The organism is Nocardia sp. MH4, assembly GCF_019266065.1.
Lineage (GTDB): Bacteria > Actinomycetota > Actinomycetes > Mycobacteriales > Mycobacteriaceae > Nocardia > Nocardia canadensis.
In genome coordinates this window covers 1-19,245 of sequence record NZ_LPNR01000134.1, presented here as the reverse complement: position 1 = coordinate 19,245, position 19,245 = coordinate 1, and the positions used below count along the sequence as shown (strand labels likewise).

The window sequence follows — 19,245 nt, the reverse complement described above, 5'->3', positions numbered from 1 at the left end:
AACAAGTCGTCGGGGTGTTGATGACCTGGCGTCGAGAGGGGTAATAGCAGTGCAGTCGACCGAGAGTCCACCCGCCCGTTCACGAGTCAGCGAAGCTGTCGACCGGACCAAGGGCCTTTGGGAAGACCATCCGAAGAAGTCCCTCGAGACCTTCGGTCGACAGATCACGATGGGTTTCGAAGCGATCACGGAGTTGATCGTCGCGATCTTCCGTCGCCGCTTCCCCTTCGACGAGTTCGTGCGGCAGTGCGCGTTCATGGCCAATGTCGCCGCGGCGCCCACCCTGCTCGTTGCCATCCCGATCGCGGTGATCGTCTCCATCCAGGTCGGCGCGGTCGCCGGTCAGGTCGGCGCGACCTCGTTCATCGGCGCGGCGAACGGCCTCGGCATCATCCAGCAGGGCGCGCCACTGGTCACCTCGATCATGATCGCCGGCGCGGTCGGCTCGGCGGTCTGCGCCGACCTCGGCTCGCGCACCATCCGTGAAGAGATCGACGCCATGAAGGTGATGGGCGTCGATCCGCTGCGCAGGCTGGTCGCCCCCCGGCTCGGCGCCGCGATGATCGTCAGCTTCCTGCTCTGCGGCTTCGTCGTCTTCGTCGGCTTCATCACCGGCTACATGTTCAACATCTTCGCCCAGGCGGGTACCCCCGGTTCCTACATGAGCACCTTCGCCTCGTTCGCGGTCACCCGCGACCTCGCGGTGGCGCTGCTCAAGTCGGTGATCTTCGGCATCATCGCCGCGATCATCGCCTGCGACTCCGGCCTCAACGCCCGCGGCGGCCCCGGTGGCGTCGCCAACGCGGTGAACTCGGCGGTGGTCAGCTCCATGGTGATGCTGCTCGGTGTCAACGTGGCGATCACGCAGATCTACGCCGCAGTCTTCCCCCCACAGGTGGTCTGAGCCATGTCATCAACGTACGTACCTCCGCTGCTGCGGCCGCTGCGCCAGCTCAAGGCGGTCGGCAAGGCGCCCGTCGACCTGCTCGCGCGGCTCGGACACCAGGTCTTCTTCTTCCTGCGTTCCGTCGGCTCGATTCCGCTGGCCTTCAAGCAGTACCCGAAGGAAGTCTGGCGGCTGCTCTCCGACGTCACCTGGGGTAACGGCAACATCGTCGTCGGTGGCGGCACCATCGGCGTCATCCTGATCATCAGCGCCTTCGGCGGCATGACCGTCGCCATCCAGGGTCACACCTCGCTGAACCTACTCGGCCTGAGCCCGATCACCGGCGCCATCTCGGCCTTCGCCACCACCCGCGAGCTCGGCCCGCTGCTGGCGGCCCTGGCCTTCGCGGCCCAGGCGGGCTGTCGATTCACCGCCCAGCTCGGCGCCATGCGCATCTCCGAGGAGATCGACGCGCTCGACTCGATCGCCATCCGCCCGCTGCCCTACCTGGTCAGCACCCGGATGATGGCCGCGGTCATCGCGATCGTGCCGCTGTACTGCATCGGCCTGGTGATGGCCTACGTGTCCTGCTCGATCACGGTGCAGCTGATAGGTGGCACCGCGGCCGGTACCTACTCGCACTACTTCTACCAATTCCTGGTACCGACCGACGTGCTGTACTCGCTGCTCAAGGCGGTCGTGTTCGTCATGATCACGACGTTCATCCAGTGCTACTACGGCTTCTTCGCCTCGGGCGGACCCGAGGGCGTCGGCGTCGCGGCCGGCCGCGCGATCAAGATGTGCATCATCCTGGTCGTGTTCGCCGACCTGTTCATGACTTTGGCGATCTGGGGCGTCAACCCCGGAATCAGGATCTCGGGGTAGGCGCGCGATGATCATCGATCCCAGTGGGCGCGGTCCCACGATGAAACAGCTGTACATCGCCGGCACCTGTGGCGTCATCGTCTTCGCGGTGATCCTCGGGTTCCTGATGGCGAGGTACCAGGGCTACTTCGTGCCCAAGGTCAATGTGGCCGCCAACCTGACGACCACCGGTGACGGCCTCCCCTCGGATGCCGACGTGAAGTTCCGCGGCGTGCTCGTCGGCGCCGTCAAGGACGTCGAGATCACCGACAAGGGCGCGACCCAGAAGGTGAACATCGAGCTCAAGCCCGAGTTCGCCGGCGACATCCCGTCCAATGTCACCGCCCGCGTCGTGCCGAGCAACCTGTTCGCCGTCACCTCGGTGGAGCTGGTCTTCAACGGCGCGTCCAACCAGTACCTGCACGAGGGCTCGCAGATCCCCGAGGACACCAGCCAGGGCACGATCGCGTTGCAGGACACGCTCACCACGGTGCGCGACATCCTCAACGAGGTCGACCCGGTGCAGCTGGGCCGGGTGCTCGGCACCCTGACCCAGGCGCTCGACGGCAGCGGCCGGGTCCCCGGCTCCACCATCCAGCGCCTCGACCACTGGCTGACCACCGTCGCCGACGCCGGTCCGAACCTGGGCGGCATGCTCGACAACTTCTCCGCCTCGGCGCACGCGCTCAACCAGTCGGCGCCGGAACTGCTCGATGTGCTCGGCAGCTCGGTGCAGACCGCCAACACCATCGCCACCAAGCGGGATCAGCTGATCGCGCTGCTGGCCGGTGCGAGTGCCACCACCGACCAGGTCAACGACCTGTTCGCGACCAACCCGGATGTCGGCAAGGAGGTCACCGTCGGGATGAACGCGACCCTGGGCGCGCTGGCCGCCGACCCGGGCTCGATCACCAAGACCTTCGAGGTCTTCGGCCCGTCGCTGGCCGCGCTGAACAGCACCATGCACGGCGGTCCGTCCAAGCAGATGGTCTGGAACGCGGGTCTGACGTTCACCCCGTACAAGCCGAACACCGTCGCGGACTGCCCGCGCTACGGCGAGCTGCTCGGCCCGAGCTGCTTCACCGCGCCCGCCGAGGTCAGCATTCCGCCGATGCCGGAGAGCGTGCGCCCGCGCAAGCTCGACGCCGCCGCCGGGCTGCCCCCGCTGGTCGCGATCCCGGGCATGCCCGCGATCCCCGGCCTCACCACGCCGGGCATCGCGCCGATGCAGACCGCCAACGGCACCGAGGTCAAGCCGTTCGCCGGCACGCCGCTCGAGGGCCTGGTCCCGTCGATCCAGATCCCGGGTCTGCCGGGTCTGCTCGGTGGCGGCGCCCCCGCGCCGGCGGCGGGCCCCGCTGCCCCGGCCGACGCACCGCAGCCCGCGGTGGCTCCGGCGGCGGCCAAGCCGATCTCCTACCAGGGCGAAGCGGCGATGACTCAACTGCTGGGGCGTAAGCCGACGGCATCCGAATTCCTGCTGCTCGGTCCGATTTTGAAGGGCGGAACCCTGCAAGTGTCCGAAAACGGGGGTGGCGCATGAGCATCCGCAAGCCACTGATCGGGTTCAGTATCTTCGCGATCGTTTCCATGCTGGTCATCGTGGTCGTGTGGAATACGCTCGCGCGCACGGTCGACGGAGACACCCGCAAGTACACCGCGATCTTCACCGATGTCCTGGGCCTGCGGCCCGGCGACGACGTCCGCATGGCCGGCGTGCGCGTCGGCAAGGTCGAGAAGATCGAGCTCGACGGCAAGAACGACGCCAAGGTGTCGTTCATCGTGCAGAGCGACCAGACGATCTTCGACGACACCAAGGCCCTGGTTCGCTACCAGAACCTGATCGGTCAGCGCTACGTCGCGCTGACCCCGGGCACGGCGCCGAGCCCGCAGGAGCTCGAGAGTGGGTCGGTCATCCCGATCGACCGCACCGAGCCCTCGTTCGACATCTCCGCGCTGCTCAACGGCTTCCAGCCGCTGTTCCAGGCGCTGGAGCCGGCCGAGGTCAACGCCATGTCGGAGACGCTGATCCAGGCGCTGCAGGGTGACGGTGTCTCGCTGTCGTCGTTCATCATCCAGGCCGCGCAGCTGGCCACCGATTTCCAGCGTCGGGACGCGATCCTGTCCGACGTGATCACCAACCTGTCCGGTGTGATGGCCGGGTTGGCCAAGCGAGGGGATGAATTGGAGACCCTGGTGACCCAGACCCGGGCGCTGATCGGCGGGCTCTACGAACAGGGTCAGTCGCTGCAGGCGTCCACGGCCACCCTGGCCGACGCGACCACGTCGCTGGTCGGCATGGTCGGCAAGATCCAGCCCAAGCTGTCGGCGGCGCAGAACTCGACCACCGCCGCGCTGAACCTGCTGCTGGCCAACGGCGCCAAGCTCGACCAGGCCGCGATCGACATGCCGTCGATGCTCGCCGACCTGGGCCGGATGACCTCCGAGGGCACGCACGCCAACGCCTACCTGTGCAGCCTGGACGTCTCGCTCTACGGGGTCCTGTTCCCGCGCGGTCTGTTCAGCCAGATCGGTGGCACCTCCCACTCGGAGGTCTGCAGATGAGCAAGCTCAAGACGACCTTCCTCGGCAACCGCAACTTCTGGCTCGGTGTCATCGGTTCGCTGGTGATCGTGCTGTTGCTGGTCGGTTCCACCGTCTACCAGTTCATCGGGCTGGGCAGGCAGTCGATCGACGCGGAGTTCGTGCAGGCCGCCGGCATCAAGACCGGTGACAAGGTCGCGGTCTCCGGCGTGCAGGTCGGCACGGTCACCGGCGCCAAGATCGAGGGCGATCACGTGGTGGTCACCCTCGACGTCGACAAGTCGCTGAAGTTCGGCCCCGACGCGCACGCCGCGATCAAGATGGCCACGCTGCTCGGAGCGCGCTACGTCGACCTGCAGCCGGGAGACGGATCGGGGCTCGAGGGCAAGACCATCCCGCGCAGCAACACCGACGTGCCGTACAACATCGCCGATGTCGTGCAGGTCGGTACGCCGAAGTTCGAGGAACTCGACACCAAGAAGCTGGCCGCCTCGCTCAACACGATCAACAGCCAGCTCGGTGACTCGCCGCAGCTCGTCGCGCAGGCGATCGACAGCGTCGGCGCGCTGGCCAAGGTCGTCGACCGGCGCAAGACCGAGGTCGACAGCCTGCTCAAGGATCTGAACCGGGTCACTCAGCTGCTCGCCGACAACCGCAACTCGATCCTGCTGGTCATCACCCAGGGCGAGGCCATCGCCAACCGGGTGATGGAGCGGCAGAACCTGCTGCGGCAGCTGCTCGACAACATCGCCACGCTGACCCGTCAGCTGGAGGAGATCGGCGCCGAGAACGGCAATCAGTTCGGCGGCACCATCGGTCAGCTCAACACCATGGCCGAGGGTCTGCAGAAGAACAAGGAAAACCTCGACCGACTGCTGCAGATCGGGCAGCCGACCGCGCGCTACTTCAACAACGCGCTCGGCAACGGCAACTACGGCGACGTCTCGCTGCCGTGGCTGTTCCCCGACAACTGGCTGTGCTTCGTTCAGGTGATTCAGGGGTGCGCAGGATGAAACTGACCTCGAGATTCCGCGGCGGCAAGACGCTGGCCCGAGCGCTGATGATCGGCGCCACCGCCTTGACCCTGGGCAGCTGCTCGCTGCTGCCCAATCAGGTGAACGACGCGCTCGGCATGTCGACCAAGATCACGGCCGACTTCGAGAACATCGCCGGCATGTACGAGGGCAACGACGTCATGGTCCTCGGCCTGGCCGTCGGCAAGGTCGACAAGATCGTTCCCAAGGGCACCTACGTCGAGGTCCACATGACCATCGACGGCGGGGTGAAGATCCCCAAGGAAGCGATCGCGGCGATCATCTCGCCCTCGATCGTGACCGACCGCCACATCGAGATCACCCCGCCCTACACCGGCGGTGAGTCGATGAAGTCCGGTGAGCATCTGCCCAAGGCGCGCACCAGGACCCCGGTCGAGCTGGACACGATGATCAAGACCATCGACCAGTTCTCCGCCTCGCTCAAGCCCGAACCCGGTCAGGAAGGACTCGGCCCGCTCTCGGGCCGGGTGCTCTACCCGGTGCTCAACGGCAACGGCCAGAAGATCCGGGAAACCCTCGACGCGCTGTCGAGCGCGTTGAAGATCGGTGTCGACAACAAGGACGCGATCTCCAACATCATCATCAAGCTCAACGAGCTGACGACGATGCTGGCCGACAACGACCAGTCGGTGCGCGACTTCAGCGATCGGGTGACCGCAATGTCGGGCCTGCTGGCCGAGCAGGCCCCCGGCCTGCAGGCCACGCTGGATCAGCTCAACGCCTTCCTGGCCAACACCTCGACGATGTTCGGCGAGCACGCCGACGAGCTGTCGGCCTCGCTGACGGGGCTGACCAACGTCACCAACCAGCTGCGCGCCAACTCCGGCGCCATGGTCGAGATCGTCGACATCGTGCCGCTGCTGATGCAGAACATCGACGGCGCGATGAACAAGGAAGGCCGCTTCGTCCGCCTGCACGGCCTGATCGGCACCGCCCTCTCCGGCGAGGTCGTCAGCGTCTTCTGCGAGCGGATCCAGATGAAGTCCGACGGCTGCCGCTCCGGGAACATGCAGGACTTCGGCCCCGACTACGGGCTCACCGCCGCACTGCTCGGACTGACGAAATGACCCTACGTATGACGATGAAAGCCCGCCGCGCGCTGGTCGCCGCGGCCGCGACGGCGACGGTGGCGATCACCTCCGGGTGTGGATTCACCGTGGAGGATCTGCCGCTGCCCAAGCCGGGCGCCGAAGGCGACACCTACACGATCCACGCGGAGTTCGACAACGCGCTGAACCTGCCCGATCAGGCGAAGGTGAAGATCGGTGGTTCCGATGTCGGGGTGGTCTCCGGCATCTCGACCAAGAACTTCCAAGCCAAGATCGATATGCAGATCAGCAAGGACATCCAGCTGCCCCAGGGCAGCACGGCCGAACTGCGTCAGGCGACGCCGCTCGGTGACGTGTTCATCGCGCTGTCCAAGCCGAAGAACGGCGCGCCCGCGGGCCCGCCGCTGGCGGACGGCGCCACCCTCACCCGCGAGTACACCTCGGCGGGCGCCACCGTGGAAGAGCTGCTGATCTCGGTGTCGATGCTGTTCAACGGCGGCGGCGTGGCCAGCCTCAGCCGGCTGGGCACCGAACTCGGCTCGATCCTCAACGGGCAGGGCGGCAACCTGTCGCACCTGATCACCGAGATGACCGGTGTCATCGGCGAACTGAACAACAACAGCGCCAAGGTCGACACGGTGCTGACCGAGTTCAACACCCTCGCCAACACCATCGAGAACAACAAGACCCAGCTGGGTCAGGTGGCCGACACGCTGCCGCAGGCCATCGGCGCGATCGCCGAGAACAACAAGGCGATCGGTGACCTGCTCACCAAGGTGGCCACGGCCAGCGCCGCGCTCGGCGACTACTCCAACACCACCGGCGATCAGCTCTCCGAGCTGCTCACCAACCTGGACAACCTGATGACCGCGCTCGCGGCCTCCGGCGACAACTTCGGGTACGTGCTCGATCAGCTGCACGCGATCCGGCCCGGCGCGAACGCCACGTTCCAGGGCAAGTCGCTGGCGCCGTACGCGACGCTGACCAACCTCGACATCGGGTTGCTCACCGATCCGGCCAACAGCAAGTTCCCCGATCTGAAGGACGTGAACGATTTCGTCGGCAGCTTCATCCAGGTGCTGCAGATCGTTCAGGGCCGAGTGGGAGGCCACCGATGAGCAAGGCGAAGAAGTTCTTCGGTAACAAGATCCTGCTCGCCAACGCGGCCCTGGTCGTGGTGCTGATCGTCGGCGCCACCTATCTGCTGGTCAACGTCATGCGGGTGAACCCGCTGCGGTCCGAGTACGCGGTGACGGTCAACCTGGACCGCTCGGGTGGTCTGCAGCCGGGCAACGACGTCACCCTGCGCGGGCACCGGATCGGCAAGGTCACCTCGGTCGAGCTGATCGACCAGGGCCAGTCGATCGCCGCCAAGGCGCAGATCGACACGAGCTACAAGATCCCGGTCGACACCATGATCCAGGTGGCGGCCCTGTCGGCGGCGGGCGAGCAGTACATCGACTTCCGTCCGAACACCGATGTCGGCCCGTTCCTCGGTGACGGCGCGGTGATCAAGTTCAACCCCGAGCAGATCAAGACCCCCACCCCGGTGTGGGCCGTGCTCGACGACACCAGCGCGCTGATCGCCCAGGTCAACCCGCAGCAGTTCAAGACGATCCTGGCCGAGCTCGACACCGCGCTCGGTGCCGGCCCGGATCAGCTGCGTGGCCTGATCAACGGCGTCAGCCTGGTGGTGGCCGGCCTGGACAACCTGCTGCCGCAGACGGTGAACCTCATCGCCAACCTGCGGGTGATCGCCGAGACCACCTCCAACGCGCAGCCGGATCTGCAGACCCTGACCCGCAACTCGGGCGCGCTGCTGACCCAGTTCAACAACGCCAACGCCGAACTGCAGAGCGTGCTCGACAACGCGCCCGCGCAGTTCGAGGCGCTCGGTGCGGTGCTGGACAAGACGGCCGATCCGATCACCGGTCTGGCGGCCAACTTCGTCGCCATCACCAGGGCGGCGCAGCTGCGTCAGCCGGCGCTGCGACTGCTGTTCCCGTCGCTGGCGCTGGGTCTGGAGTCGATCGCGGTGCCCGCCCACGACGGCGAGTTCCACACCGTCATCGACATCTGGCCGCGGCCGACGTGCTACTACGCCACGGAGTACCGTCGTAACGAGGAAGTCCAGGACGGGTCGATCCCGAAGTGGAACTATTGCGTGAACCCGCCCGCCGATCAGCAGATCCGCGGTTCGGCCAACGCGCCGCGCCCGAACGTGCCCAACAACGGCGCGCAGATGCCGCCGGGCGTCGATCCCAACGAGCGGACACCCATCCCGGTGAACTGAGTTGATGCCCGGTTCGGTCGCTCGCGCACCGCACCGGGCATACTCGCTGAGGAGAGCGTGTGGTCCGGCTCACGGGCCCACGAAGGAAATCGGTGCGATATGAGTGCCGGGAAAGAGCAGGATTGATTCGATGACCAGCGACGACGCCGAGAGCAAGAAGGACGCTGCCGCGGCGGACTCCCCCGATCTGGCCAAGGCCGACGCGACCGTCAAGGGCGCTGCGGCCACCCCCGAAACGGACGCGCCCACTGTCAAGGCGGCGACCGCGGCCGAAGCGCAGGCGCCGACGCCCGCGTCGGCCGGGAAATCGAGCTCGACGGGCTGGATCGCCGCCGGTGTCGCCGGCGTGGTCGCTCTCGGTGCGGCCACCGCGGCCGTGGTGTTCTTCCTGCAGAGCAGCGACAAGGGTGACAAGCTCGACGCCATCGCCGACTCGACGAAGGCGGCCTGCGACTACGGCAACATCCTCGCCAACTACGACTACTCCAAGGACCTCGACGGCTACATCGCCTCGATGAAGGCGGGGGCCACCGGCGACTACCTGAAGGAATTCAGCGACGCCAGCGAGGCGCTCAAGGGCGCGATGGTCCAGGCTCAGGTGAAGTCCCGTGGTGAGGACGTGCAGTGCGCCTACATCTCGGGCAGCACCGACGACGTCAAGGCCATGGTCACCATGACCCAGTACCGGACGAACTTCACCCAGACCGAACCGGACCGGATGATGTTCGCCATCGAGATGACCCTCGAGAAGTCCGACGACGGCAAGTGGCTGGTCAGCAAGCTGGATTCGCCGCTGCTCAAGAACGGCAGCCAGGTCCCCGGTGGCGCTGCCCCCGGTCAGACCGTGCCGACGCCGCAGGCGCCCGCGCCGACGCCCGGCAACTGATCGACGAGCATTTCCACAACGCCTCCGGCAGCAGAGCGAATCTGCCGCCGGAGGCGTTGTCGTGCGGACCAACTCCGGTCGCGTCGGCGCCTCAGAACAGGGTGAGTGTCCCGGACGGCGCTGCCGGCTCGACCGGCTTCCCCGTGGTCCGCGGTCTGGTGGGTTCGGCGACGGGCGCCGGGCGGGCGGCGGCTTCGCGGGCGGCCGCGCCTGCCAGAGTGTCGGCTTGTTCGTTGAAATAGTTACCGACGTGCCCGCGGACCCAGCGGAAACGCACCGGTCCCTCGCGGGTCGTGATGGCCCGATCGATCTGCTTGATGATCTCGACGTTCTTCACCGCGCCGCCGGTGGAGGTGCGCCAGCCGTTGCGCCGCCAGCTGGTGATCCACTCGGAGGCGCATTTGATGGCGTAGAGCGAATCGCTCTCGATGAGCATCGGCTCGGCGCCGGGGTGGGCGAGGATGGCTTCCAGCACGGCGCGGAGCTCGGCGATCTGGTTGGTTCCGGACGCGGCTCCCCCGCTGTCCGCCGGGCCCTGGTGATTCACCCAGGCCCAGCCGATGGCACCACCGGGATTGCGCAGGCAGGACCCGTCGGTGCTCACGATGATCATGACCGCCACCCTAGGCGATGCGGCCGACAAGATCGGTACCGTGGAATGCCTCTATCTCCCTTCGCAACCGCGACTCCGTGCGGCGCAGTGCCGATCTCGCGACAGCGTCGACGAGGCGATGGCACAGGCGGCCGAACACACCGCGTGGTGGTGGATAGTCGGCTTCGGAGGTCAGCACCGACCGTTCGTAGCCGAGCGGGTCGAACCGTAGTGTCACGGTTCCGTATACCCGCCCACGCAGGGTATACCCGATCACCGCATTGCGCCGATATTCGGTGATCTCGCAGGTCGAGCGGAGCGGAATCACCCCGAACAACCGGACTTTCAGCACGAAGGCGGCGCCGAGGCCCTGGTCGGGCTCGCCGTCCGGCTCGATGCCGGTGACACCCGACATCCAGTCCGGGACGAAGCGGAAGTTCTCGGCGTAGGCGAAGGCGGCGTCGACGGGTGCGCCGACGTCACACGCATACCTGATGTGGCCCATCGGCCCTCCCTGATCACGGATGGGCTCAAAATTACTACAAATATCCTCTTTATTTGCCAGATTGACGCTCAGAGCTGGTCGACGAGGTACTCCGCGATCGGCATCGCCGACGTAGCCGCAGGTGAGGGCGCGTTGAGCACATGGATCGAGCGCGGCGTCCGCTCGATCAGGAAGTCGTGCACCAGGGTGCCGTCGCGCAGCACCGCCTGCGCGCGGATGCCCGCGCGATGCGGCAGCAGGTCCGCGGTCGTGAGTTCTGGACAGTATCTGCGGCATTCGGCGAGATAGCCCCGCTTGAACACCGAGTTGCGCAGTTCGCGCGCCCCGGTCCGCAGATGTGCGCGGGCGACTCGGTGGACGCCGGGAAAGCGCAGCACCTCGACCGCGTCCCGCACGTTCACGCTCCCCTTCGGATACCCCTCCCTGGCCAGCCCGAGCACCGCGTTCGGCCCGACGGTCAGCTCCCCGTCGATGGTCGGGCTCAGATGCACGCCGAGGAACGGCAGCGCGGGATCGGGCACCGGATAGATCAGCGTGCGCACCAGCTCGGCCCGTTCGGGCGGCAGCCGGTAGTACTCGCCGCGGAACGGGACGATGCGGAAGTCGGTGCTAAGGCCCGCCATCCGCGCCATCCGGTCGGCCTGCAATCCGGCGCAAACCACCAGCGTGCGTGCGGTGAAGGACCCGGTGGGCCCGGAAATCGTGACCGCCGAACCGGTTTCGCTGATCGCCTCGATGACGGTGTCGAGCGCGATCCGCCCGCCCATCGCCACCACCTGATCGGCCAGCGCGGCCGTCACCTTCGCGTAGTCGATGATGCCGGTGGCGGGCACGAACAGCGCGCCGACGCCGGTGATCCGGGGCTCGCGGCGCACCAGCTCGGCCGCGTCGATCGCCGCCACGTCGACGCCGTTGGCGATGGAGCGCTCGTAGAGATCGAGCATCCGCGCGTGCTCGGCGGAATCGGTGGCCACCAGCAGCTTTCCGCAGACCTCGAACGGAATGTCGTTGGCGGCGGCGAACTCCTTGGTCCACCGCGCGCCCGCCCGGCACAGCCGTGCCTTCAAACTGTCGGGCGGGTAGTAGATCCCGGAGTGGATGACGCCGCTGTTGTGCCCGGTCTGGTGCGCGCCGAGACTCGACTCCTTGTCCACCAGCAGCAGGCTCGCGCCGGGACGGGTGCTCAGCAGCCGGTGCGCGGTCGCCACGCCGACGATGCCGCCGCCGAGCACGCAGAAGTCGTACGCACCGCGCGCGGTGCCGCCAGAACTCACACGCCGACGGTAGTCGGCGCCTCGTCGGCCGATGTGGTCGGTGCCGCGGCCTGCTCGTCGGCCTGCGCGGCGTCGACCGGCGCGGGCTCGGTGCCCGGCTTCTGCACCCGTTCCACGCGCAGCGTGTGGCTGCCGAGGCCGGGATCGGAGAGCACGAACACCACTTCGCCACGGCGGGTGTCGAGTTCGGTGCGCAACGCGGTCACCCCGGCCGGGTCGACGGTGATGCCCAGGTACTTCGACGCCATCGTCACCAGGTTGGTGTCGACCGTGAAGGCGATGGTGTCGGTGCGGGCGGGGGCGACCTGCGCCCCGACGTAGGTGGTGCCGATCTTGAGCCGACCGGCCAGCGCCGAATTGTCGGGTGTGGCCCCGACCCCGGACTGCTGCGCGGTCACCGGGGCCCTGGTCGCGGCGGGCACCGTGCGCTCGGTCGATACCGCGAGCTCGACGAGGTCGTAGGTGGCGCGCGGCGAGGAGTCCTCGGTGAGCGCGGGGCGGTGGTGTCCCGAGCCCGGTGTCGCGGCGGGGGCCGCGTTGTCATCGGCCCGCGGCGGCGCGAGATCGGGCATGTGGTTGACGATGTAGGCGCCCGCGGCGACGGTGAGGCAGAGGCTGGCGGCGCCGGCGATGACGGTGGCGGACAGACGCGCGATCTGAGCGGGTCGATGTGCGGTCACGATGCGGTCCTTCCTGTACCTGTGGGTGTACCCGAGGGGACGGGGCCCGCATCGTTGAAAGCCACGCGCTGATTTCCACGGTACGCCCGTGCTAGCTGTTGTTAGCACCCCCGCCCGGTGAGATCAGGACCACATCTGGACAGCTGACCTATCAGTGCGGGTCAGGGCGGTGTCGCGCGCCTTCTGTTGTTTCTCACAGCGCGCCGTGGGGTACCTCTACGAAGCAGGCGAGCGTCATTCACGACTGCCACGGAGGTCAACCCCCCGGCCAACGAAGTCCGGGGCAGTCGGCACGAATGGCGCTCAGAGACTGACGCTCGCCTGTTCGCAACGTGTGGTCAGGCGAACTGACCGGCTTCGCGGCCCGCTCCGGGCGGCCCGGCGAAGGCCTGCGCGATGCCGAGCCAATGTTCGGCGTCGGGGCCCTCGGTGACCAGGGCGGTGTCCTCGCGATGCCGACGCTGGGTCGCGACCAGGCAGAAGTCGACGGCCGGGCCGGTGACGCGCTGCGCGGCGTCCTCGGGACCCCAGGTCCACAAGCTGCCGTCGGGCGCGGTCAGTTCCACCCGGAATTCCTCGGCGGGCCCGGATTCGCCGTGCACCGTGTAGGCGTAGTTGCGGGTGCGGACGCTGATGTGGGCGACGGTGCGCAGCCGGGCGGTGGGCGTGCGCTCGACGCCGAGCGCGTCGGCGACGTCCTGTCCGTGCGCCCAGGTCTCCATGATCCGCGCGGAGATCATCGACGCCGGACTCATCGGCGGGCCGAACCAGGGCAGCTTGGTGCCCGCCGGGACGGCGGCCAGCGCGGCGATCAGCGCCTCGCGACCGGCGCGCCAGCGCACGAGCAGGTCGGCGGGCGGGGTCTGCGCGAGTTCCTCGGCAGCCTCGTCGACGAAGGTGAACATCTTGGGCGCGGCCTCGGCCAGCAGCTTCGCGAAGGTCTCACCGTCGGTGGCGGCCAGCTTGGAGACCTCGTCGGTCCAGGTCAGGTGGGCGATCTGGGTGGTGATATCCCAGCCTGGGGACGGGGTGGCGGTCTGCCACTGGGCGGCGGTCAGCGGTGCGACCAGGTTTTCCAGCTCCGCGCATTCGGCGGCGAAGTCGTCGAGGAGCGCTGCGAGGTCAGCCATCTGTTCCCTTGCCGATCGTGGCGCGACCCGGTACGGGTGCGCCTCGTCACCAAGAATCTCAGCGCCTCCAGAAAAATGCAAGCACGCGTGCTTGTTCTTGCGGCGCGCTACCAGCCGAAGGTCAGCAGGTGCAGCCCGCCGACGGCCACGCCGAGCACGCCGCCGTGCAGGTACAGCAGCCAGGCGTCCTGCTCGACCGCCGCGTAGAACATCTCCATGAACTCGCCCGGCGTCAGCTTCTGCAGCTTGCGATCGGCGAAGGCATCGATCTTCTTGGCCTGCTCGAGCACGAACTTCTCGTCGTCGACCATCTCCGGCGCCAGGCTCAGACCGGCGCCCGCGCCCGAGATCGCCAGGTTGTCGTAGCCCTTCTTGCCGATCGCCGCCCGCACCATGAACGCGGTCGGGCCCAGCTGCTGGTGGATCTCCTCGGCCACCACCCGCTCGATCAGCTGCCGGGTCTTGTCCCCGTTGGGGCCCTCGAGCAGTTCGTTGGACAGGTTCTCCACGGTCAGCACCTGGTAGGCCAGGATGTGCGCCAGGTCGGTCGCCGCCTGCGGCTGCCGCTTGGCCAGCAGGGCCTGGCGCCACAGGTACTTGTAGCGCGGCTGCGGATCGCCCGGCTCGAACACCATCTTGATCGCGATGACGTTGACGATCACGCCGATCGCGGCCGAGGCCAGCAGCACGATCACCCACGCGGGCACCGCGCCCCAGTACGGGATCTGCGAGTGCACGTGCAGGTACAGCGCCAGCACCAGACCGAACGGCGCGCCGAGCAGACCGACCCGCGCCATGAACTTCAGTTCCGGCGCCGCGATGGTGGTGGTCAGGTCCTTGAGGATGTTCGGGTTCTTCTCGAGGTACCTGATCACGAAGTTCTTGACGTCGAGCAACTGGTCGATGTTGTCGCCCAGGCTCGCGAACGCGCGCCTGCCCAGCGCGGGCAGCTGCCGGTCGACCCGCTGGTAGACGGCCTGCTTCACCGGCCGCGGCAGCGAACGCCACAGGTCGGGATTCTCCCGGTACATGATCTCGTCGACGATCGGCTGCACCTGATCGCGCGCCCGTTCGGCCAGGTAGTCGCCGATGCCGTCGAGATCGAGCTCATGGATGAAGTCGCGCGGGCTGCCGATCCGCATCAGCGCCTTGTCGACGCAGATGCTGGCCATCTTCTCGGCGCGAGCGGGAATGAAGCCCTGGAAACCGAGCCTGCGCCCGTCGCCGGAGAAGGTCGGCAGCACCTGGACCCGGCGCGGGAGATAGGGGTACAGCACGTGCAGCATCGGCACCCGGAAGCCCTTGAACTGCACCGGCCAGAACAGCATGAGCACGCCGGTCCAGTTGGTCAGCCAGCCGGCGAGCGCGCTGAAGATCGGGAAACTGATCAGATCGACCACGAATTTCGACTGCCCCGTCAGATCTTCCCAATCGATGAAGAGTCCGGAGGCCAGTGTGGTCATCGAGGAGCCCCCTAGTGCTGACGCGCGAAGAACGTGAAGAACGTGAGGATAAGGCAATCACATTCTGACCGGTCGCGACGGGGTGTCAACGGCGGATGGCGGTATTCGTCCCGAGTCGCGACCCGTTTGCCGACGACCGGCGATAGCCTGGAGGCGCAGATCCGTCGCGTCACCCGAGTTCTTCCCGTCACCTGCGTAGAGGGAGTCGTCGTGAGCAGTGTTCCGCAGAATCATCTCGATCGTCCGGTCGCCGTCATCGGGGCGGGCACGCTGGGCAGACGCATCGCGCTGATGTTCGCGACCAGGGGCGGGCTGGTCCGGATCACCGATCCCGGCGCCGAACAGGGCGCGGCGGCCGTCGCCTTCGTCGAGGAACAGTTGCCCGGCGTTGCCGCGTCGGTGCCCGGTGGGTCGCCCGGCACCGTCGAGTACGTGCCCGACCAGGCGACGGCCGTCGCGGGCGCGTGGCTGGTGGTCGAGGCGGTGCCGGAGGTCCTCGACCTGAAGAAGAAGATCTTCGCCCAGCTCGAGGGCGACGCCGACGCGGATGCGATCCTGGCCTCCAATTCGTCGTCGTACGCCAGCCGGTTGTTCACCGAGGGCCTGAAGACGGCCGACCGCATGCTCAATACGCACTTCTATATGCCGCCTCAGTCGACCGTGCTCGATGTGATGTCGGACGGCAAGACATCGCAGGACATCCTGGAATTCGTGCTGAAGACGTTCCCGGAGTTCGGCCTGCACCCGTTCCTGGTCCGCAAGGAGAGCACCGGCTTCATCTTCAATCGCATCTGGGCGGCCATCAAACGCGAGTCGCTCGAGGTGGTCTACGAGGGCGTGTCCATTCCGAAAGACGTCGACGACATGTTCGCGCGCAACTTCGGCACGAAGGCGGGCCCGTTCCGGATGATGGATCAGGTGGGTCTGGACGTGGTGCTCGATATCGAGGAGCACTACGCCGCGGAGAATCCGAATCTGCCCGCGGGGCCGCGCAAACTGCTGCACGAGTACGTCGACAAGGGCAAGCTCGGCGTGAAGACGGGTGAGGGCTTCTACGACGACTACCCCAAGCCGCGGTCATGACCGAGTTGCTCGCCCTCGACCTCAAAGCCGCTGCGATGCTGGCCGTCTCGCTCGACGACGGCTCGGTGCGCACGGTCGTCGACGGACTCGACGAGTTCCCCGACGGCGTGGTGGTCGATCAGCTGCGCGGCCATATCTACTGGACCAATATGGGCAAGCCCGACCCGGGCGCGCTTCCCGACACCGAACCGGAGTTCTTCACCCCCAACGGATCGATCGAGCGGGTCGATCTCGACGGCGGCAACCGCACCACGATCGTGCCGCGCGGCGCCTTCACCACCGGCAAGCAGTTGACCGCCGATTTCGAGGCGGGCCGGTTGTACTGGTGCGACCGCGAGGGCATGGCCGTGCTCACCTGCGATCTCGACGGCGCGGACCTGCGCCCGATCGTGGTGACCGGCCGGAGCGACGCCGACGCCGAGATCGCTCGGAACTGGTGCGTCGGCATCTGTCTCGATCTCGACCGCCGCCTCGTCTACTGGACCCAGAAGGGTGCCGCCAAGGCGGGCGACGGCCGGATCTTCCGCGCCCCGATCGACCTGCCCGCCGGTACCGATCCCGCCGACCGCCCCGACATCGAACTGCTCTGGCAGGGCCTGCCCGAGCCGATCGACCTCGAACTGCACGGCGTCGCCCACCTGGTGTGGACCGATCGGGGCGCCCGCCCCGAGGGCAACGCGCTCTACGCCGCGACCGTGCAGCCCGAGGTCGGCACCCCGAAGGTGCTCTCCACCGGGTATCGGGAGGCGATCGGCTTGGCCGGGCTCGGGACCTGCTTCTACGTCAGCGATCTCGGCGGTGGCATCAGGTTCGTCGACGTGGGTTCGGGCACCGACACCGAGTTGGCGCGGATCGGGAGCCCGTTGACCGGACTCGCGCTCGCCGACCTGTAGTCGGGCCGCAGCACGACGTGGACCGCGATCGTCACCCAGCGCCCGATCAGGAATTCCGGTGCCTTGATCCCGAGCTGCCTGCGGTCGAGCACGGCCTCCGCCCGGACGGCGACCGTGTCGCCGCCCAGGTCGAACCGGGTGACGGTGAACACCAGCGGCACGTCCCGGCCACGCACGGTGGCCACGCCCGCGACGCGCCACTCCCCGTCGGTGCCGGTGATGTCGTCGGCGACGAAGCTCATCCGCGGGTGCCGGTCCAGATCGAGCAGGCCCGGTTTGCGCAGGTCACGATCGCGTCGGGGGTGGCCGGTGTCGATCGCGGCCAGGTCGACGACGCCGGTGATCGTCTGGGGCTGCCCGTCGGGGCCGACCGTGAGACGGCCCGCCAGTACCGGCATCGACCCGTGCACGGTGCGCCGCCCGAAATGGCCGACCTGGAAGCGCGCGGTGCACCGCTGTGGCGCGGCCACCCACTCCGTGGGCCGTTGTTCGCCCACCATGATCCAGTTCATGACCGCGCCCCCTCGGCGTAGATGGCGGCGGTGTCGTGGTGGTGCAGGACCGGATAGATCTCCACCCGGTCGGGCCCGGGCAGCAGCGCCGGGTCCTCGCCCGGCAGCAGTTCGGTGGCGAGGATGGCCGCGCGCACCGCGTGCAGGGCTTCCTCGGTCTCGCCGATCCCGATCACCACGCCGGAGCCGTCGGGACGGCGCAGTTCGTAGTAGTCGAGCAGGCCCGGCACGGTGGCCAGGGCGGGGCGGATGCGGTGCGCGGCGGCGAAGTCGGCGGCCGCCAGTTCGTCGGCGGTGCGTGGCCGGTCGAACCAGACAAGGTGTGCGTACATGATTTTGAGCTCCTGACCTGGGGAATTGGGTGATTCCAGGATCGCCGCGCGCGGACGCGCCCGGATCAGTGCCGGTACGTATCCGCGGTACTGAATTCCGCCGTAGGCGCGATACTGGTGCGATGCAGACTCCGGCCGTCGGACGGCATCAGGAGATCGCGCGGCTGCGTGCGGCGGTCCTGGCCGCCGCCTCGGGTGCGGGCCGGTTCGTGCTGGTCAGCGGTGCGGCCGGGATCGGCAAGTCGTGGCTGGCCGAACGCGCGGTGGAGCTGGCCGACGAGTCGGGCCTGCGGGTGGCGCGGGGCAACGCGCTCGACGACGCCGGGACGCCGCCGCTGTGGCCGTGGCACCGGGCTGCCCGCGACCTGCCCGCACTCGCCGCCGCCCTGGCCACGGTGACCGAGCCCGGCGGCGGTGCGGCCGCGCGGCGATTCCGGATGTTCACCGAGGTCGCGGACGTGCTCATCGCGGCGGCCGCGGACACCGGTCTGCTGCTCGTCCTCGACGATCTGCACTGGGCCGACCCCACCTCCCTCGCGCTGCTCACCCACGTCGCCACCGAGACCGCTCGCGCCAAGCTGCTCATCGTCGGCACCGCGCGCGAACCGGCGGGCCGGACGCTGCTCGGTCACCAGTCCGACTGGCTGCGGCTGCCGCACACCCAGTCGCTGTCCGTACCAGGACTTTCCGAGCCGGAGGTGCGGTACTGGCTCGAGCAGCGCGGCCGGTCCGCCGATCTCGCCGCCCGCGTGCACGACCGCACGGACGGCAATCCCCTGCTGGTCCGCCTCGTGCTGGAATCCGGTGCGGCGGAATCCGATACCGGCGACGACGCCCTGCTCTCCACCCCGGCGGTGCGCCGATTGGTGCTGGCCCAGCTCGACCGTCTCGCGCCGGCCGACGTCGACGTGCTCAGTGCCGCCAGCGTGCTCGGCGAGCGCATCGACGCCGAACTGCTGGCGCGGGTCTGCGCCACCGCCCGGGTGCCGGACGCCGTCGACGCGGCCACCGCGGCGGGGATCGTCCGCCGCTTCGGCGACGGCACCACCGGTTTCACCCACGCCCTGATCCGCGACGCGGTGTACGCGGATCTGCCGCCGTCGCGGCGCACCGCCCTGCACCGCGCCGCGGCGGAGGCGCTGACCGACCGGGGCGGGCCGGATTCCGCTGTCGCGGGCGCGATCGCGACGCATTGGCGGCAGGC

20 protein-coding genes are annotated in these 19,245 nt (G+C 68.0%); 12 read left to right on the top strand and 8 right to left on the bottom strand.

What is annotated here, in order from left to right; translation table 11 throughout:
* The first annotated feature begins 49 nt into the window (after positions 1-49).
* The 9 genes from ATM97_RS33490 (at position 50) to ATM97_RS33450 (ending at position 9,577) form a co-directional block, all read left to right on the top strand.
* Positions 50-904 carry an ABC transporter permease gene (locus ATM97_RS33490; RefSeq protein WP_218722237.1) on the top strand — a complete coding sequence of 285 codons (855 nt, stop codon included), beginning with the start codon at positions 50-52 and terminating at the stop codon, positions 902-904.
* A 3-nt stretch (positions 905-907) separates the two neighbouring features.
* Positions 908-1,771, top strand: a complete 864-nt coding sequence (locus tag ATM97_RS33485; RefSeq protein ID WP_218722236.1) for an ABC transporter permease — start codon at positions 908-910, stop codon at positions 1,769-1,771.
* Positions 1,772-1,811: 40 nt separating this feature from the next.
* The gene (locus ATM97_RS33480) at positions 1,812-3,293 is read left to right on the top strand and encodes an MlaD family protein (protein WP_218722235.1); all 1,482 of its coding nucleotides are present in this window, start codon (positions 1,812-1,814) and stop codon (positions 3,291-3,293) included.
* Positions 3,290-4,315, top strand: a complete 1,026-nt coding sequence (locus ATM97_RS33475) for an MCE family protein (protein WP_218722234.1) — start codon at positions 3,290-3,292, stop codon at positions 4,313-4,315. The genes ATM97_RS33480 and ATM97_RS33475 overlap by 4 nt, the downstream gene beginning before the upstream one ends.
* Positions 4,312-5,307 carry an MCE family protein gene (locus tag ATM97_RS33470; RefSeq protein WP_218722233.1) on the top strand — a complete coding sequence of 332 codons (996 nt, stop codon included), beginning with the start codon at positions 4,312-4,314 and terminating at the stop codon, positions 5,305-5,307. The genes ATM97_RS33475 and ATM97_RS33470 overlap by 4 nt, the downstream gene beginning before the upstream one ends.
* Positions 5,304-6,416, top strand: coding sequence for an MCE family protein (locus ATM97_RS33465; RefSeq protein WP_218722232.1), 1,113 nt, complete (start codon positions 5,304-5,306; stop codon positions 6,414-6,416). Before ATM97_RS33470 ends, ATM97_RS33465 begins: the two co-directional genes overlap by 4 nt.
* 8 nt (positions 6,417-6,424) lie before the next feature.
* Positions 6,425-7,516 (top strand): MCE family protein, encoded by a 1,092-nt coding sequence (locus ATM97_RS33460; protein WP_218722231.1) that lies wholly within the window; start codon positions 6,425-6,427, stop codon positions 7,514-7,516.
* On the top strand, positions 7,513-8,691 hold the full coding sequence (locus tag ATM97_RS33455) for an MlaD family protein (RefSeq protein WP_218722230.1): 1,179 nt from the start codon (positions 7,513-7,515) through the stop codon (positions 8,689-8,691). The genes ATM97_RS33460 and ATM97_RS33455 overlap by 4 nt, the downstream gene beginning before the upstream one ends.
* A gap of 130 nt (positions 8,692-8,821) precedes the next feature.
* Positions 8,822-9,577, top strand: coding sequence for a hypothetical protein (locus tag ATM97_RS33450; protein ID WP_218722229.1), 756 nt, complete (start codon positions 8,822-8,824; stop codon positions 9,575-9,577).
* Between the two features lie 91 nt (positions 9,578-9,668).
* On the opposite strand, the gene ATM97_RS33445 is transcribed toward ATM97_RS33450, so the two are convergent.
* The 6 genes from ATM97_RS33445 to ATM97_RS33420 form a co-directional block, all read right to left on the bottom strand.
* The gene (locus ATM97_RS33445) at positions 9,669-10,190 is read right to left on the bottom strand and encodes a ribonuclease H (RefSeq protein WP_218722228.1); all 522 of its coding nucleotides are present in this window, start codon (positions 10,188-10,190) and stop codon (positions 9,669-9,671) included.
* 10 nt (positions 10,191-10,200) lie between these two features.
* Positions 10,201-10,674, bottom strand: coding sequence for an SRPBCC family protein (locus ATM97_RS33440; protein WP_218722227.1), 474 nt, complete (start codon positions 10,672-10,674; stop codon positions 10,201-10,203).
* A 68-nt stretch (positions 10,675-10,742) separates the two neighbouring features.
* The gene (gene lhgO, locus ATM97_RS33435) at positions 10,743-11,948 is read right to left on the bottom strand and encodes an L-2-hydroxyglutarate oxidase (RefSeq protein ID WP_218722226.1); all 1,206 of its coding nucleotides are present in this window, start codon (positions 11,946-11,948) and stop codon (positions 10,743-10,745) included.
* Positions 11,945-12,628: a hypothetical protein gene (locus ATM97_RS33430; RefSeq protein ID WP_218722225.1), complete on the bottom strand. Its 684-nt coding sequence runs from the start codon at positions 12,626-12,628 to the stop codon at positions 11,945-11,947. Before ATM97_RS33430 ends, lhgO begins: the two co-directional genes overlap by 4 nt.
* 338 nt (positions 12,629-12,966) lie before the next feature.
* Positions 12,967-13,758 carry a TIGR03084 family metal-binding protein gene (locus ATM97_RS33425; RefSeq protein WP_218722224.1) on the bottom strand — a complete coding sequence of 264 codons (792 nt, stop codon included), beginning with the start codon at positions 13,756-13,758 and terminating at the stop codon, positions 12,967-12,969.
* A gap of 107 nt (positions 13,759-13,865) precedes the next feature.
* Complete coding sequence (locus tag ATM97_RS33420; protein ID WP_218722223.1) at positions 13,866-15,221, bottom strand: hypothetical protein; 1,356 nt, start codon at positions 15,219-15,221, stop codon at positions 13,866-13,868.
* A 210-nt stretch (positions 15,222-15,431) separates the two neighbouring features.
* Between ATM97_RS33420 and ATM97_RS33415 the strand changes: the two genes are divergently transcribed.
* Positions 15,432-16,304 carry a 3-hydroxyacyl-CoA dehydrogenase family protein gene (locus tag ATM97_RS33415; protein WP_308248713.1) on the top strand — a complete coding sequence of 291 codons (873 nt, stop codon included), beginning with the start codon at positions 15,432-15,434 and terminating at the stop codon, positions 16,302-16,304.
* Positions 16,301-17,197, top strand: a complete 897-nt coding sequence (locus ATM97_RS33410; protein ID WP_218722222.1) for a hypothetical protein — start codon at positions 16,301-16,303, stop codon at positions 17,195-17,197. Before ATM97_RS33415 ends, ATM97_RS33410 begins: the two co-directional genes overlap by 4 nt.
* Here ATM97_RS33410 and ATM97_RS33405 read toward each other — a convergent pair.
* Both ATM97_RS33405 and ATM97_RS33400 read right to left on the bottom strand, forming a co-directional pair.
* The gene (locus ATM97_RS33405; protein ID WP_218722221.1) at positions 17,083-17,709 is read right to left on the bottom strand and encodes a YceI family protein; all 627 of its coding nucleotides are present in this window, start codon (positions 17,707-17,709) and stop codon (positions 17,083-17,085) included. The genes ATM97_RS33410 and ATM97_RS33405 overlap by 115 nt on opposite strands.
* Complete coding sequence (locus ATM97_RS33400) at positions 17,706-18,041, bottom strand: hypothetical protein (protein ID WP_218722220.1); 336 nt, start codon at positions 18,039-18,041, stop codon at positions 17,706-17,708. Before ATM97_RS33400 ends, ATM97_RS33405 begins: the two co-directional genes overlap by 4 nt.
* A gap of 122 nt (positions 18,042-18,163) precedes the next feature.
* Here ATM97_RS33400 and ATM97_RS33395 point away from each other — a divergent pair.
* Positions 18,164-19,245, top strand: a 1,082-nt coding sequence (locus tag ATM97_RS33395) for an AAA family ATPase (protein ID WP_218722219.1), incomplete at its 3' end; no start/stop codon positions are given.

Coding starts and splice junctions, on each gene's coding strand:
- ATM97_RS33410 (WP_218722222.1), top strand. CDS start 16,301: ATGACCGAGTTGCTCGCCCTCGACCTCAAAGCCGCTGCGATGCTGGCC.
- ATM97_RS33450 (WP_218722229.1), top strand. CDS start 8,822: ATGACCAGCGACGACGCCGAGAGCAAGAAGGACGCTGCCGCGGCGGAC.
- ATM97_RS33480 (WP_218722235.1), top strand. CDS start 1,812: ATGAAACAGCTGTACATCGCCGGCACCTGTGGCGTCATCGTCTTCGCG.
- ATM97_RS33445 (WP_218722228.1), bottom strand. CDS start 10,190: ATGATCATCGTGAGCACCGACGGGTCCTGCCTGCGCAATCCCGGTGGT.
- ATM97_RS33475 (WP_218722234.1), top strand. CDS start 3,290: ATGAGCATCCGCAAGCCACTGATCGGGTTCAGTATCTTCGCGATCGTT.
- ATM97_RS33440 (WP_218722227.1), bottom strand. CDS start 10,674: ATGGGCCACATCAGGTATGCGTGTGACGTCGGCGCACCCGTCGACGCC.
- ATM97_RS33485 (WP_218722236.1), top strand. CDS start 908: ATGTCATCAACGTACGTACCTCCGCTGCTGCGGCCGCTGCGCCAGCTC.
- ATM97_RS33420 (WP_218722223.1), bottom strand. CDS start 15,221: ATGACCACACTGGCCTCCGGACTCTTCATCGATTGGGAAGATCTGACG.
- ATM97_RS33405 (WP_218722221.1), bottom strand. CDS start 17,709: ATGAACTGGATCATGGTGGGCGAACAACGGCCCACGGAGTGGGTGGCC.
- ATM97_RS33400 (WP_218722220.1), bottom strand. CDS start 18,041: ATGTACGCACACCTTGTCTGGTTCGACCGGCCACGCACCGCCGACGAA.
- ATM97_RS33425 (WP_218722224.1), bottom strand. CDS start 13,758: ATGGCTGACCTCGCAGCGCTCCTCGACGACTTCGCCGCCGAATGCGCG.
- ATM97_RS33455 (WP_218722230.1), top strand. CDS start 7,513: ATGAGCAAGGCGAAGAAGTTCTTCGGTAACAAGATCCTGCTCGCCAAC.
- ATM97_RS33470 (WP_218722233.1), top strand. CDS start 4,312: ATGAGCAAGCTCAAGACGACCTTCCTCGGCAACCGCAACTTCTGGCTC.
- ATM97_RS33460 (WP_218722231.1), top strand. CDS start 6,425: ATGACGATGAAAGCCCGCCGCGCGCTGGTCGCCGCGGCCGCGACGGCG.
- ATM97_RS33465 (WP_218722232.1), top strand. CDS start 5,304: ATGAAACTGACCTCGAGATTCCGCGGCGGCAAGACGCTGGCCCGAGCG.